We start from the raw sequence: 14,786 nt of genomic DNA on the forward strand, positions 1-14,786 counted from the left end.
TACTGCCCCCACAAATCTTATCACTAATTGGTTGGAGGCGTTTTTCTCGACTAGGTAAAGATAAATGGATCGCAGGGTCAACCTACTCCTACACCTGCAAGCAAACGATAAAGATATATGCCTGGAAGGTGATACTGTTCATTTAGATATAACCACCACCTAAAAGAATGATCCTCTCCTGAATCACTGACCGCATTTTATTCGCTTTCTGACTCCAAACACTTCCCCTATTAATTCTCACTGAGTATACTGACGCACTTTTTTAAATTAGTTAGTCGTTACATACAACAAACGCTAATTGAAATAGGTACTGGTCACCCGTTCAAAAAAAGTACAGGCATGCCTGAGTTCATACAAGCAAATATCTGATTAAGATTTTTACTCGGTGACTCGATGAGCAATGCCAATCTGCATTGAAAAGTGTTCTATTTACCGCACGTCGTTTCAAACGTTGCACGCTAAGTACATGGCTCATTATTCAGTGTTGATTGAAAAACATTAGGTGCATTAACGCATCCTTTATAAAAATGACCAGATACAACACATTGATTAGATTAGGAAGTACATATGAATTCAGTTCCGAAGGCCGGAGAATTTCTGGGTCACCCTAAAGGCCTCTTCTTATTATTTGGTACCGAAATGTGGGAGCGCTTTGGCTACTACGGTATGCGTGCCATCTTAGTTCTTTATCTTGTAGCACAAGTTCAAAATGGTGGTTTCGGTTGGAGTAATGCCGACGCACTAAGCCTTTACGGCACATTTACGATGGCCGTTTATCTCACCCCACTATTTGGTGGTTGGCTTGCAGATAATGTATTAGGTCAGCGCAAAGCCATCATTATTGGTGGTATTTTAATGGCTGCAGGCCATTTTATTATGGGTATTCCTCACAGCGTTGTGGCAGGACAAGAAGTTAACGTCTTCTACCTTGGCTTAGCACTGCTTTGTTTAGGTAATGGCTTATTCAAGCCTAACATCTCAACGATGGTAGGAGATCTATATCAAGAAGGTGACAAGCGCCGTGACGGTGCATTTACTATCTTCTATATGGGTATCAACTTAGGTGGTGCATTAGGTCCACTTGTTGCGGGTTATGTAGCAGCAGTAGTTAACTGGCAGGCAGGCTTTATCGCGGCGGGTGTTGGTATGATCATTTCCGTGGTTATGCAGCTTATCTTAAGCCAGAAATACCTTGGCGATATCGGTAAAGTACCTTCAGCTAAACTTTCCCAACAGATGTCTGACTCACAGACTAAAGAACCGCTTACGAAGAAAGAAAAAGATCGTATCCGTGTAATTTTCACCATGAGTGTTTTCTCGATTATCTTCTGGATGGGTTTCGAGCAGGCTGGTGGTCTGATGAACCTATTCGCAAACGACTATACCAACCGCATGTTTATGGGCTTTGAGATCCCGGCTTCTTGGTTCCAGTCGCTTAACTCTATCTTCATCATTGTATTTGCGCCATTAGTAGCGATGATCTGGTTAAAGCTAGATAACAAAGAACCAAACTCTCCGGTGAAGTTTGCAATTGGTCTGGTGTTCTTAGCTCTTGGTTTCTTAACCATGATGCTTGCACTTGCGACAGAAGGTGGTGAAGCCGGTGGCACACTTCAGATCAGCATGATTTGGTTGGTGTTGTTCTACATGTTCCACACACTTGGTGAACTATGTTTATCACCAATCGGTCTTTCTATGGTAAGTAAACTGGCACCGCTACGCTTGGCATCACTGCTAATGGGTATTTGGTTCCTATGTACGGCTGTTGCAAACAAGCTTGCTGGTCTTGTTGGCTCTTTCATCGGTGAAGGCCAAGAAGCAATGGAAAACGCGATGAGCATCTTTATTGGTTTAGGCGGCGTAGCCTTACTGTCTGCTGTGTTAATGTATCTATTAAGCAACAAACTTGTAGATTGGATGCATGGCGCTGAGGGCAAGCACCAACCGCATACGCAAGAGCATTACCTTGCGGAAGAGCTAGAAGTATCCGCTGAGAAGCAATAATATTTGCTGTAAACCACGCTAATTTAGCGTGGTTTACCTCTCCCGCAACAGCCTCACGTAAAGATTTAAATACACTTAGCGTCATTTTTCCTCTCAATTTAGCCGTGTGATAAAAATCCTATCTCTCATACAACCCATCAACTAAAAACATAAAAGCCAAATAAAATCATAGCAGTACATAAATAAACTTACAAAATATCACGCAAAGCTCCTTGCTGTTTTTAGTCAAAATTTAAGCAAAAATAATTATCGTCACGCCTGTGTCAATTTTGTGTCTTTTACATGGCAATTGTGCAACTAAATTTACAAAGTCTCCTACTGCTATTTACTGCCTCTAACTTCCCCTTTGCAGTAATTTGATTAATCATCCAGTCATAAATACTAACAAGTCACCCAGTGCTTAATACGGGAGTAAAACAATGAGTGAAGTAAATAATCCACTAGGCCTAGTCGGCATCGAGTTTACAGAATATGCAACACCAGACGCTGATTACATGGATAAGGTATTCACTGACTTTGGATTCTCAAAACTAAAGAAATTTAAAGACAAAGATATCGTTTACTACAACCAGCACGATATTCACTTCCTGTTGAATAACGAGCGTGAAGGCTTCTCAGCACAGTTTGCGAAAAGCCACGGCCCGGCAATTTGTTCTATGGGCTGGCGTGTAGAAAATGCGCAAAAGGCGTTTGATACTGCGGTTGAGCGTGGTGCAAAACCTGCGACTGATTCAACACACAAAGACTTACCATACCCAGCGATTTACGGTATTGGCGATAGCCTTATCTATTTCATCGAAAACTTTGGTGATAAAGGGTCAATCTACGAGCAAGACTTCGTTGACCTAGAAGAGCAAAAGGTTGTTGAAGACAAAGGCTTTAAGCGCATCGATCACCTAACAAACAATGTTTACAAAGGGACGATGGAAACTTGGGCTAACTTCTATAAAAACGTATTTGGCTTTACTGAAGTTCGTTACTTTGACATCAAAGGTCAAAAAACGGCGCTGCTTTCTTATGCACTTAAGTCACCATGTGGCACCTTCTCGATCCCAATCAACGAAGGCAAAGACGACAACAATAACCAGATCGATGAGTACTTAGATGAGTACAATGGTCCAGGTGTACAGCATTTAGCATTTTTGACTGACGACTTGGTTGGCTCACTAGATAAACTAGACAAGAGCACCATTGCCACCTTAGATATCGTAGATCACTACTACGACACTATCTTTGACCGTGTGCCATGGGTTAAAGAAGATAAAGAAAAGATCAAGCAGCACCAAATCCTAGTAGATAGCCAAAGCGAAGACTGCTACCTACTACAAATCTTTACTAAAAACCTGTTTGGCCCAATCTTCATCGAAATGATCCAACGTGTTGACGATGGCGGCTTTGGTGAAGGTAACTTCCAAGCGTTATTCGAGTCGATTGAACGCGACCAAGAGCGCCGTGGTGTAATCTAAACACACATATCAAATTAATAAAAAAGCAGCTAGCGATAGCTGCTTTTTGTGGTTTATCAAATTGCTATTACGACTTGAGTTTTTCACTTTTGACCATAACTCAAGTTGAAAGCCAAAATTAAAGGAAAGGCAATGTCTCAAATTAATGAAACACACGACATCCAATTAACAAGTTGGGTAGCTAGTGCGAATGCGGCTGGAACTGATTTCCCTATTCAAAACTTACCTTTTGCAGTATTTCGTCGTAAGAACAGTAATGAAGAGTTTCGCGGCGGTGTTGCGATTGGCGATCAAGTACTAGACCTTGGCGCAGTTGTTAACGCTAACCTATTTTCAGGCGACGCCGCAGAGGCAGCCGAAGCTGCAAATGCCCCAGCATTAAATGAATTTATGGGTATGGGCCAACAGTACTGGTCAGCACTTCGACTAGCCCTGTCTCGCGCATTACGTGAAGGTTCTGAGCTGCAATCAAGCCTTGAAGGCGCATTGGTCGCACAGGATGACGTAGAATACGCTCTACCTTGCCACATTGGTGATTACACTGATTTTTATACCTCAATCTACCATGCAACAGCGGTAGGTAGCCTGTTCCGTCCTGATAACCCTCTGCTGCCAAACTACAAGTGGGTCCCAATCGGTTATCATGGCCGTGCATCGTCTATTGGTGTATCTGGTCAAACTTTCCCTCGCCCTAAAGGCCAGACCAAAGCACCCGATGCAGATACGCCGTCATTCGGCCCTTGTAAGCGTCTAGACTACGAGCTAGAGCTGGGTATTTACCTAGGTAAAGGTAATGAACTTGGCGACTCTATCGCAATTAAAGACGCTGAAGATCACGTTTTTGGTTTTTGTTTATTCAATGACTGGTCTGCACGTGACTTGCAAGCCTGGGAATATCAACCATTAGGTCCATTCCTTGCGAAAAACTTTGCTTCAACGGTTTCTCCTTGGGTTGTAACCACAGAAGCACTTGCACCATACCGTACTCAATGGCACCGTGATGAAAACGATCCACAGCCACTTGAATACTTAGAATCAACGCAAAACCGCGAGTCTGGTGCTATTGATATTCGCATGGATGTCTTACTAGAGACTGAAAAAATGCGTAGCGAAGGCGCTAAACCAAGCAAACTGTCTGAATCCAGCTTCAAACATAGCTATTGGACGGTTGCGCAAATGGTTACACACCACACTGTGAATGGCTGTAACTTCCTACCGGGCGATATGCTCGGCTCAGGCACGCAATCAGGCCCTGCGCATGTAGAAGCGGGTTCATTACTCGAACTATCACGCGGTGGTAAAGAAACTATCACGCTTGAGAACGGCGAAGAGCGTAAGTTCCTAGAAGATGGCGATAAAGTAATTATGCGTGGTTGGTGTGAAGCCCAAGGCTATAACCGTATTGGTTTTGGTTCTGTTGAAGGCACTGTACTTCCAGCAAAATAATCGCAATTATTCGTGAGTTAATCGCAATTTTATTTACTTTCAAATCAAAGGCATGATGATTTCATGCCTTTTTTTAGTTCTAAAAACTGGAAATTTGACTAAAAATTGTTAGAGTGTAGCGCTGATTTAAATCTGAGGTTGAATGTTGCAAGTACTCAAGCGCCTATATCTAAAGCTGTTTAAGCCGACTCAATTAATTGTTCGTCAAGACGCAACTGTCAAGATGTTGAAATTACCATCTTGGGTTCAAGCTTGCTCGATTTTGATTCTGCTCGCTGTCGCTATTTGGATAGCCAATGCCTCACTCAAATTACAAGAAAACGGTGACAAGCTTACTAAAGAACAACAAAACTTAGCGCAGCTGCAAGCCAAGTGGCAAATAGAAAAATCACAGCTTCAAGCGCAATTAGCGCAGCAAAAAGGCATGCTTGACCAACTGTCACAACAGCACAGTGTGCTTGAGTCATTGCTTGACTCGACCCAAACGACTAACGACAACGTAGTAGAAGGCGAGCTAGAAGAAACACCGACAGACCTCGATAGCTCACAACCAAGCACCACAGTCGAATTTGCTCCACAAGCCAGTCTCCTACTCATCCAACAACGACAGCTCAGCGAACAACTTGGGCAATCGTTCAGCGCTGAAATTGCAGCGATGCAAGAATCCATCGACAGTGCGGGATTACAATTATCATCTGACTTCTCAGAAGCACAAGGTGGTCCCTACTTCCAAGCCGACTTAGAATTGGTAGAAGCCAGCTTTATTAATGCCATTGACCAATACGCTGTTTATGCGCAGTTAGCGACAATGATCGGCCAACTGCCAGACACATTGCCTGTCGCTCAGGAAAAATATTATGTCTCTAGTGCTTTTGGTTTTCGTAAAGACCCAATCACTGGCCGCCGTGCCTATCATAAAGGTATCGATCTCGCAGGTTGGCACAAGACACAGATCGTAGCTCCAGCTTCTGGCACCGTTAAACGAGCGGGGAAAAATGGCGGCTATGGCAACTTTATCGAAATTGAGCACGCCAATGATATCACCACACGCTATGGTCATCTTCACACCATAAAGGTAAAAAAAGGCCAGCAAATCAATAAAGGTGATGTAATTGCATTAATGGGTAGCACAGGAAGAAGTACAGCGACACACTTGCACTATGAAGTGATTCAAGGTAAAAAACACCTAAACCCAATTAAAATCGCTCGCGCATTCAATAAGTAACATCTAATTGCAATTGCGCTGCGGTAGCGAGGAATTCGTGTTTAACTCTTTTAAAAACCAACGAAACGACGTCCCGGCTATTATTGCTCAAAGCACTAAAGTCACGGGCGATATTGTCTGTGAAGGTGAGCTGCAATTAGATGGTACCGTCCATGGTAACCTCGACATCGAAAAACTAATCATCGGCAATAAGGGTTTAGTGCAAGGTAATATCCAAGCCAATGAACTGACGATATTAGGTAAGGTAGAAGGTGATATTCAGGCCAAGCAAGTCACACTGCTTCCTAGCGCTCAAGTATTTGGCAACATCGAACACGAAACCCTAACGATTGAAGCTGGTGCGCATGTCGATGGTAAACTGACGCACCGTAACGAGCGAGCCAATAACGTCACGGCAATTGACTCTGCTGACGATCAAACTGTAAACAATTAAGATCTTTTCGCGCTGATATACATGTTAATGTCGGCGTGAAACACTTTCTCTCCCGCAGTATTAAAAACTTCCACCGGTACAACTAGCTCTTCTTTATCTTGCCATGTTCGCGGGTATTCTATTTGCGCCACGGCATGCAGATCGGTCTCGGCTTTAGCTAAATATTGCACTGACATCCCCTTTGGGATCCAGCGATGGGTTTTATGGTCGATGGTTGCGTCTGTCATGACTCCTGCACACAACTCCGCAAGATTACATTGTGCAATAGCGTGAACCGTACCTATGTGGTTATGAATGGCTTTACGGTTACGAATTGTGGCCCTACAAACGCCGGGCTTCAATTGTGTGATTTTAGGCTTAATGGTGCCAAAGTAAGGAGCCTTACGACATACCGCCTTACTGAACATCCATTTACCAAATGGCAACCAACTCATCCTTTTATAAATTTTTAAAAGTGGTGCAGACATAAGATTTTTCTAAAATGATTTTGCTTAAAATTAACACATCTGACCAGTTAATCAACCGTCTACAATTATCAGCGAATAAAATATCTTAAAAATTTGCTAAATCGGCGCTTTGTCCTGTCTTTTCTCATTCTCCACAATACAATAACGGCCAAAAGGAGACGCCATGACCCAATCAAATTCAAAAGCACTGATTTTTATTCTCGCTTTACTTGTTATCTTTTGCCCTTTAGGTATCGATCTCTATCTACCTGCGTTTGTGGACATGCAGTCCAGCCTTCAAGTATCAGAAAGCCAAATTCAGCAAACAGTGAGTATTTATATGTTAGCTGTGGGTCTTGGACAATTGATAGCAGGTCCGCTTGCGGATAAATATGGCCGTAAGCCAGTCGCACTTGTTGGAATCGTTTTGTTTGCACTTGGCGCCGTGATGGCAAGCACAGTCTCCACTTGGCCGCTCATGATGGTAGCTCGAGTGCTACAAGGCCTGGGCGCTTGCGCCACTTTCGTCAGCGCTTTTGCTATTGTTCGTGATAGCTTTGGACACAAAGGCAGTGGCCAAATGATCACTTACCTCAATGGTATTGTATGTTTTATCCCGGCGTTAGCGCCTATTTTAGGTGCATGGCTAACCGTCGAATTTGGTTGGCAGAGTAATTTTAGCTTTTTGTTTGGCTTTGCCATTGTTGGCCTCATCTTGGTTTCTCTTATATATAAAGAGACTCGCCCCGAAGATACGCATTACAGCGGTCATATCCTAGATTTGAGACGTTTTAAGCCGATGCTCAGTAGTACGACTTTCATTTACAATGCCGCCCTAGCGATGCTTGGTATGGCTGCAATGCTCGTATTTGTGATTTCGGCTCCGGGGTGGATCATGGCAAAAATGGGCGGCAGTGTTTCCGACTTCACGTTTTGGTTTACTGGCAATGCGGCGCTGAGTATTGTCGCAAGTTTTATTGCCCCCCACTTCATCAAGCGCAATAGCCAGAAGTCGCTTACCTTTGGCCTCGCCGTTTTTAGCTTTAGCGGCCTGTTGTTACTGGCTTTGCCACAAACTGAAATAGCGCATTTTGTACTGCCTATGTATATGGCATCAGTCGGCTTTGCGTTTACGATTGGAGCAGCGGCAGGTAAAGCGTTATCTGGGTTTGCTAAACAAGCTGGAACGGCTTCAGCGTTGATTGGGGTACTACAGATGAGTGGCGCAGGGGTGCTTGCAACCATGACGCAACCACTGGCATTGGATGCCCCTATTCAACTCGCGTTGCACTTACTACTCGCACTACCTTTCCTGCTATTGCTGGCTACGAAGCATCGTCACCAGCTTCACAGTGCAGCTTAATTGTAATTGATATAATAGCAATTATCAGTACAGTTCCTTTATTAATAACTACGATGTATGGTTAGACGTCCTGTCATAACCATACATTATATCAAAGTAATTAAATATTCTTATTAATTCCACAAATCTGCATAATTTACTCTTTACGAGTTCTTGTTATTGGTTATATGCTAACCACCGTTAAGAAGTTGTTAGTTTTTATTAACAACAATATTCACGCAATGTAACTGAGAAAATAACAATGAAATTAAACAAGTTAACTGGGGCACTACTCATCGCTGGCGCTTGCGCTATGTCACAAGCACAGGCATCTGACGATCGATACATCATTCAGGTCGATAATTCGAAAAAAGGCGTCGTAAAAGCACTTGCTAAAAAGCTTGGCGCTGAGCTGCACGTTGATGGCGATGGCTTCTTCGCTGCAACTTTTACTGGCAAAGATCTTAGTCAAGTAAAGGGCTTATTAAACAACCCACACATCAAACTCGTTGAAGCAGACCAAAAGCGTTACCCAATGGGGATTTATAACGACGACGCAGGCAACCCAATGCAGCAACAGATTACGCCTTATGCGGTGTACCAATCACAAGCTGATCAACTTACTTTCGATGCGAATGCAGGCATGAAAGTATGTGTGATTGACTCAGGTCTTGACCAATCAAACCCCGATTTCATTTGGGGTAATATCACTGGTGACAATGACAGCGGCACAGGTAATTGGTATGAAAATGGTGGCCCACACGGCACACACGTAGCCGGTACTATCGGTGCTGCTGACAATAATATTGGTGTTATCGGCATGGCACCTGGCGTGCCAATGCACATTATTAAAGTATTTAACGCAGAAGGTTGGGGCTACTCTTCTGACCTTGCTCACGCAGCAAACTTATGCTCACAAGCAGGTGCAAACATCATCAATATGAGTTTGGGTGGTGGTGGCTCAAACAATACAGAATCAAACGCATTTGAAAACTTCCGTAATGCTGGTGGCTTAGTGGTTGCGGCAGCTGGTAACGATGGCAACAATGTTCGTTCATATCCTGCAGGCTATCCTTCAGTAATGATGATCGGTGCAAACGATGCAGATAATCAAATTGCAGACTTTTCTCAGTACCCAAGCTGTACTTCTGGCCGTGGAAAGCGCGCGACTAACGACGAGCATATTTGTGTAGAGGTAACTGCAGGCGGTGTTGATACACTTTCAACTTACCCAGCAGACATGGCGACTTCTTCAAGCATGACCGCTGACGGTGCGGCGTTTGCAAGTTCAGCAATGGAAAACAGTGGTAACGCTTCAGGCTCGCTTTACTTTATGGGCACCGCTGAAGCAACTGATGGTGCTGCAAACGGTAAGGTGTGCCTAATTGACCGTGGTAATATTTCATTCCACGATAAAGTAGCAAACTGTGAAGCATCTGGTGGTATCGGTGCGATTATCGTAAATAATGAAGCTGGCATGCTATACGGCACTTTAGGTGATACTAACAGCACATCAATCCCAGCGGTTGGCGCTGCATTTGAAGATCGCACTGCGTTGATGGCAGCTACAAACGCGAACATCAGCATTGGTACGAGTGATTATGGCTTAATGAGCGGCACGTCAATGGCAACTCCTGCTGTTGCAGGTCTTGCAGCACTGGTATGGTCTAACCACCCAGAGTGTACTGGTGAAGAAATCCGTAGTGCATTAAAAGCAACCGCAGCAGATGCTGGCGCTGCAGGTAAAGACGTGTACTTTGGTTACGGTATCGTTAAAGCAGCAGATGCGAGCGCTTACTTAACCGCTAATGGTTGTGCTGGCGGTGGTACAGGTTCAGGTGACGGTGATAACACAACAAGCGTTGAGCTTTCAGCTTCGGGTTATAAGCAAAAAGGTAACAGTTATGTTGACTTAAGCTGGAATGGTGCAAGCACGTCACAAGTCGATATTTATCGCAACGGTAGTAAAATTGTCACAACTAGCAATGATAATAGTCATACAGACATCATCAGTGTTAAAGGCGGCGGTACATACGGCTACCAAGTGTGCGAACAAGGTAGCACTGCGGCCTGTTCAGCAACACAAACTGTTGTGTTTTAACTCCCAACCAACCAATTCAAGAATGCCGGTCTTTTGATCGGCATTTTTTTATTCTACTACTCTCCCCCATCTTTTGTTGATAGCTTGTTCAGATCCCTCTTAAGATCTGGATAAAACGAGTAAGCCTTTGCCCATAGAGATTTGTTCATTTCCATTTCACTTCTACACTCTATAATGGATATGGACAGTCACAGAAGGAGTTCATGAAATGAGTACATCGGGTTATACCCCACCTAAAGTTTGGCAGTGGCCATGGCAAAGTGGCGATGGTAGTAAATTCGCAAATATCAACCGCCCTACTGCAGGCGCAAGATTCGAAAAGTCCCTACCGCAAGGCAAACACCCGTTACAACTCTACTCCCTCGCGACTCCAAACGGCGTGAAAGTGACTATCTTGCTAGAAGAGCTTTTAGCAGCCGGGGTAAAAGAAGCAGAATATGATGCCTTTTTAATTAATATCATGGAAGGTGAGCAATTTAGCTCAGGATTTGTTGCACTTAATCCAAATTCTAAGATCCCCGCGTTATTAGATACCAGCACCAATGAACCTACCAAAATCTTTGAATCTGGCTCAATTTTGCTTTATTTAGCTGAAAAGTTCCAAAAGTTCATTCCTCAAGACCCCACAAAACGCACGGAGTGCCTCAACTGGTTATTTTGGCAAATGGGGGCTGCGCCACTACTTGGTGGTGGGTTCGGTCACTTCTACGCCTACGCACCAGAACACTACGAATATCCAATCAACCGCTACACGATGGAAGTGAAGCGCCAACTGGACTTACTGAATCAACACCTAGCCACAAGAGAATATATTTGTGGCGATGAATACACTATCGCGGATATAGCAATCTGGCCGTGGTATGGCGTGCTAGCCCAAGGACACCTATATGATGCGGCAGAGTTTTTAGACGTCAATGGCTATGAACACGTGATCCGCTGGGCTGGACTCATCGCCTCAAGAGAAGCGGTCAAACGCGGAAAAATGGTAAATAAAACATGGGGAGAACCTCATGAGCAACTTCATGAAAGACACGACGCCAGCGACTTTGAAACCAGCACCCAAGACAAACTAGCGCCATAACCTTACCTTGGTTTAATTCTTGGTTTAACAAGGGTTAGCTTTATCTATCGGGTTTGATTAATCAGATTTAATCAAACCCGATTGACTGTGTATCAGAAAAGAATGGTGTTAGCACTTTGAACAGCATTTTCTTATTAGAGCGTCGAACACATCTGCATTAGTGTTTACCCAAAGATATGAAATCCACTTTGTAATCTTCCGACGATCGCGACTAAACCGCTTCCCATTATCACACCTATGAGAAGCGTTCCGAAAATAAGACATACATAGAGTAGTGTCCAAGCACTGGAAGATTTTGACCTCTCCTGCTCCTCTGAAGTATTGTAGGAACATCGGTAGATTCTACGCAGGCTTCTTTCCACCCCAAAAACAGTGCCACCGATCAAGCCAAAAAGCAGTGCGACCGCGAAAGTAATAACCCGATACTCTGCATTATCAAAACCATCCCATAAAAGAATAGCCCCGTTGATCCAAGCTAAACCAGTACAACCCCATGAGGCAAGTAGATAGATTATCAGCATGCGTGTCATTGATTACCTACTTTCGGCGAAACGGCTATTGAAAAAGTCTATCAGCGCTAATGATTGCGCTTCAGTTTTATATGCTTCAATATCGTAAAACTTAACCACGTTTTCGTCAGAAAAAAATAGCTAACAAAGCAAGGGGGTTATCTCTTGATAGCTTATTAAGAATTAACCGAGATGTTTCTAATTCTGGAAATTTCACTTAAATTCTCTTTGAATTAACGCCGCAATATGGGGCGTATAAATGCTTGGCTATAATCGCGAAGAATGAGCGCCAGCCAAGCTTTAGACGTCCCATCCATGATTGCCTTGTTAGCCACGGCGGGATCACACTTTGTAAAAAGGCTTTAACACCCGGTCTTTTTCTGATCTAATAACGCCCACATTATCACTATCTACTTGTTAATTATGTCGTTATTTAGCCACCTTGAACTTGTTGAAGATAAGCGTTCTTCTATCAATCAACATCATGATCTTGCTGATGTTTTGTTTCTTATCATCTCGGCGGTTTTATCTGGTTGTGAAGGCTGGAAAGATATCGAGGTGTTCGGGCACAGTAAACTGCCTTGGCTCAGGCAGTTCAGAGCATTTAAGCACGGTATTCCAACGCGACATAGCATTGCACGAATTCTTAAAACAGTGGAGACTGATTCGTTGGTTTTGGCCTTGTTCAGTTGGGTCAACGAACAGCGCTCTCAGTCTGGTAAGCCAATTATTGCGTTTGATGGCAAAACCCTGCGCGGTGCCAGTAAAAAGCGTGAGGATAACTTACACTTGGTGTCCGCTTTTGATTGTGAGTCTGGTTTAACTTTGTATCAGCGAACGGTAGAAAATAAGTCCAATGAGATACCGGCAGTTAGGGCCTTATTAGATGTGCTCGATATTTCAGATTCTATCGTCACACTAGACGCACTACATTGTCAGAAAGCGACACTTTCAGCATTGATTTCAAGAGGGGCTGACTATCTGGTTCAGGTCAAAGCAAATCAGAAAACACTCTATAAAGCAGTCACTTCATGTTTTGAAACAGCCTTTGAAGAAGAAAAGAATTTGCCTGAAGATGTACAAGTCAGCAATGGTCATGGACGTCAGGAAACACGCATCACTTATGTTCTGAAGGCCGACAATCTGCCTGAAGAGATAAGAGAAAAATGGCCTGGGCTTACTTCGCTGGTCGCGGTTGAAAGGCACAAAAAATCCGAGTCGATAACAAAAATAGACACGCACTTTTGTAACTCCACCCAATTTAGTACAGCTATTTCGTAGAATTTTATGCAGCCTCAAGATAACCAATTGGTGTCATATCGCCAAGTGAATCATGAGGTCGCTCATAATTATAAATATCTAACCACTCATCAGTGATTTCACGTACTTCTTGCAGTGACTCAAACAAGTATAAATCTAGCACTTCTTCACGGTAACTCCGATTAAACCTTTCCACAAAACCATTTTGGTAAGGACTGCCTGGCTCTATAAATTCCAACTTGATGTCATTTTTCATTGCCCAATCTTCGAGTGCCGTTGAAGTAAATTCTGGACCATTATCCACTCTAATCTGCTTTGGTTTACCGCGCCAAGCAATAATTTGTTGTAGCGTTCTAATAACTCGTTCAGAAGTTAAGCTTGTATCGACCTCAATCGCCAGTGCTTGTCGGTTGAAATCATCCAGCACATTCAGTGTTCTAAAACGATGTCCATAGCTTAATGCGTCACTCATAAAGTCCATTGACCACGATTCATTATGTTGTGTCGGTGCACTTAATGGTTCAGGTGTTCTTGTTGGAACACGGCGCTTTCCCTTACGTCTCAAGTTTAGTTTTAGCATGTTATAAACGCGTTCAACACGCTTTTTATTCCACGGCTTACCTTTATTGCGAAGCCTTTTGAATAGCTTAGGCAACCCCCACCTAGGATGGCGCTCTACCAGCGCAAGTAATGCGTCGATAACTTCATCATCTGACGGTCGTTTATGTTTGTAATAAAAAACTGAGCGGCTTAACCCTGCCACTTCACAAGCAAATGCGACGCTGACGTTAAATTGAGCTCTTAAATGCTCTACCCAAGCTCTGCGCCTACTTGTTTTTACAGCTTTTTTGCGATGATATCCTCAAGCATCGAGTGCTTTAGGCTAAGCGTTGCAAACATATCTTTTAGCTTACGGTTTTCTTCTTCAAGCTCTTTAAGTCGCTTAACGTCTGAAGCTTCCATCCCGCCATATTTTGAGCGCCATTTATAAAACGTACTTTGGCCGATACCATGTTTGCGGCAGATTTCTGGCACAGGAATACCTGATTCAGCTTCCTTGATCATGCTGACAATTTGGGTTTCGGTGAACTTGCTTTTTCTCATCGTAAATTTTCCTATTTTAGTTAATGGAAAATTCTACTTATGAACTGTTTCATTTTTTGGGGGAGTTACACTTTTATGTCACTTCAGTTGAGCCTGATGCACAGATGTTACAAAAAGCTATCCGCCACCATTGGCACATCGAGAACCAGCAGCATTGGGTACTGGATGTCGTGTTTAAGGAAGATGCTTGCCAGATCAGTGAGCCGATTTCCGCGGAAAACATGGCGCTGTTCAGACGGGTCGTTCGCAATCTGGTAAAACAGCACACAGGCCGTAAAGATTCGATACGTGGTAAGTGTGTTCGGGCCAGCTTTGACGATGAATTCAGGGCAGAGCTTATCTTCGGTTAATGGTCGTTAACGAAGTATG

At 43.6% G+C, this 14,786-nt stretch carries 11 protein-coding genes and 2 pseudogenes; 10 read left to right on the forward strand and 3 right to left on the reverse strand.

Features of this window, described 5'->3' with window-relative positions:
• Window positions 1–567 precede the first annotated feature (567 nt).
• From JJQ94_RS19910 to JJQ94_RS19930, 5 genes are all read left to right on the forward strand, one after another.
• The gene (locus tag JJQ94_RS19910) at window positions 568–2,004 is read left to right on the forward strand and encodes a peptide MFS transporter (RefSeq protein WP_099030085.1); all 1,437 of its coding nucleotides are present in this window, start codon (window positions 568–570) and stop codon (window positions 2,002–2,004) included.
• A 419-nt stretch (window positions 2,005–2,423) separates the two neighbouring features.
• Window positions 2,424–3,470 carry a 4-hydroxyphenylpyruvate dioxygenase gene (gene hppD / locus JJQ94_RS19915; RefSeq protein WP_099030084.1) on the forward strand — a complete coding sequence of 349 codons (1,047 nt, stop codon included), beginning with the start codon at window positions 2,424–2,426 and terminating at the stop codon, window positions 3,468–3,470.
• A 132-nt stretch (window positions 3,471–3,602) separates the two neighbouring features.
• On the forward strand, window positions 3,603–4,916 hold the full coding sequence (gene fahA, locus JJQ94_RS19920; protein WP_099030083.1) for a fumarylacetoacetase: 1,314 nt from the start codon (window positions 3,603–3,605) through the stop codon (window positions 4,914–4,916).
• A 142-nt stretch (window positions 4,917–5,058) separates the two neighbouring features.
• Window positions 5,059–6,141 (forward strand): M23 family metallopeptidase, encoded by a 1,083-nt coding sequence (locus JJQ94_RS19925; protein ID WP_099030082.1) that lies wholly within the window; start codon window positions 5,059–5,061, stop codon window positions 6,139–6,141.
• Window positions 6,142–6,178: 37 nt separating this feature from the next.
• Entirely contained in the window at window positions 6,179–6,574 is a 396-nt protein-coding gene (locus tag JJQ94_RS19930) for a bactofilin family protein (RefSeq protein WP_099030081.1), read from the forward strand.
• Here the strand turns inward: JJQ94_RS19930 and JJQ94_RS19935 are convergent.
• A complete protein-coding gene (locus JJQ94_RS19935; protein ID WP_039493837.1) occupies window positions 6,571–7,041 on the reverse strand; it encodes a hotdog fold domain-containing protein in 471 nt (156 codons plus the stop codon). The two genes, JJQ94_RS19930 and JJQ94_RS19935, sit on opposite strands and share 4 nt — an antisense overlap.
• A 163-nt stretch (window positions 7,042–7,204) precedes the next feature.
• Here JJQ94_RS19935 and JJQ94_RS19940 point away from each other — a divergent pair, with 163 nt between their 5' ends.
• The 3 genes from JJQ94_RS19940 (at window position 7,205) to yghU (ending at window position 11,544) form a co-directional block, all read left to right on the forward strand.
• On the forward strand, window positions 7,205–8,383 hold the full coding sequence (locus tag JJQ94_RS19940; protein ID WP_099030080.1) for a multidrug effflux MFS transporter: 1,179 nt from the start codon (window positions 7,205–7,207) through the stop codon (window positions 8,381–8,383).
• Between the two features lie 241 nt (window positions 8,384–8,624).
• On the forward strand, window positions 8,625–10,463 hold the full coding sequence (locus tag JJQ94_RS19945; RefSeq protein WP_099030079.1) for a S8 family serine peptidase: 1,839 nt from the start codon (window positions 8,625–8,627) through the stop codon (window positions 10,461–10,463).
• Window positions 10,464–10,671: 208 nt separating this feature from the next.
• Window positions 10,672–11,544, forward strand: a complete 873-nt coding sequence (gene yghU, locus JJQ94_RS19950; RefSeq protein ID WP_099030078.1) for a glutathione-dependent disulfide-bond oxidoreductase — start codon at window positions 10,672–10,674, stop codon at window positions 11,542–11,544.
• A gap of 164 nt (window positions 11,545–11,708) precedes the next feature.
• On the opposite strand, the gene JJQ94_RS19955 is transcribed toward yghU, so the two are convergent.
• Window positions 11,709–12,074 (reverse strand): hypothetical protein, encoded by a 366-nt coding sequence (locus JJQ94_RS19955; protein WP_099030077.1) that lies wholly within the window; start codon window positions 12,072–12,074, stop codon window positions 11,709–11,711.
• A gap of 402 nt (window positions 12,075–12,476) precedes the next feature.
• Here JJQ94_RS19955 and JJQ94_RS19960 point away from each other — a divergent pair.
• Window positions 12,477–13,298: pseudogene (locus tag JJQ94_RS19960) on the forward strand (ISAs1 family transposase); the annotation flags it as partial.
• Window positions 13,299–13,338: 40 nt separating this feature from the next.
• On the opposite strand, the gene JJQ94_RS19965 reads toward JJQ94_RS19960, so the two are convergent.
• A protein-coding gene (locus tag JJQ94_RS19965) for an IS3 family transposase (protein WP_442960328.1) occupies window positions 13,339–14,417 on the reverse strand; the annotation gives its coding sequence in 2 pieces (ribosomal slippage) (window positions 13,339–14,165 and window positions 14,165–14,417; 1,080 coding nt in all).
• Between the two features lie 62 nt (window positions 14,418–14,479).
• Between JJQ94_RS19965 and JJQ94_RS19970 the strand changes: the two are divergent.
• A pseudogene (locus JJQ94_RS19970) lies at window positions 14,480–14,767 on the forward strand (ISAs1 family transposase); the annotation flags it as partial.
• Window positions 14,768–14,786: the final 19 nt, after the last annotated feature.

Source organism: Pseudoalteromonas sp. GCY, assembly GCF_016695175.1.
Taxonomy (GTDB): domain Bacteria; phylum Pseudomonadota; class Gammaproteobacteria; order Enterobacterales; family Alteromonadaceae; genus Pseudoalteromonas.

What these genes read in the sequence shown, in the direction of transcription:
- JJQ94_RS19910 (WP_099030085.1), top strand. Translation starts at nt 568, where the DNA reads ATGAATTCAGTTCCGAAGGCCGGAGAATTTCTGGGTCACCCTAAAGGC.
- hppD (WP_099030084.1), top strand. Translation starts at nt 2,424, where the DNA reads ATGAGTGAAGTAAATAATCCACTAGGCCTAGTCGGCATCGAGTTTACA.
- fahA (WP_099030083.1), top strand. Translation starts at nt 3,603, where the DNA reads ATGTCTCAAATTAATGAAACACACGACATCCAATTAACAAGTTGGGTA.
- JJQ94_RS19925 (WP_099030082.1), top strand. Translation starts at nt 5,059, where the DNA reads ATGTTGCAAGTACTCAAGCGCCTATATCTAAAGCTGTTTAAGCCGACT.
- JJQ94_RS19935 (WP_039493837.1), bottom strand. Translation starts at nt 7,041, where the DNA reads ATGTCTGCACCACTTTTAAAAATTTATAAAAGGATGAGTTGGTTGCCA.
- JJQ94_RS19940 (WP_099030080.1), top strand. Translation starts at nt 7,205, where the DNA reads ATGACCCAATCAAATTCAAAAGCACTGATTTTTATTCTCGCTTTACTT.
- JJQ94_RS19945 (WP_099030079.1), top strand. Translation starts at nt 8,625, where the DNA reads ATGAAATTAAACAAGTTAACTGGGGCACTACTCATCGCTGGCGCTTGC.
- yghU (WP_099030078.1), top strand. Translation starts at nt 10,672, where the DNA reads ATGAGTACATCGGGTTATACCCCACCTAAAGTTTGGCAGTGGCCATGG.
- JJQ94_RS19955 (WP_099030077.1), bottom strand. Translation starts at nt 12,074, where the DNA reads ATGACACGCATGCTGATAATCTATCTACTTGCCTCATGGGGTTGTACT.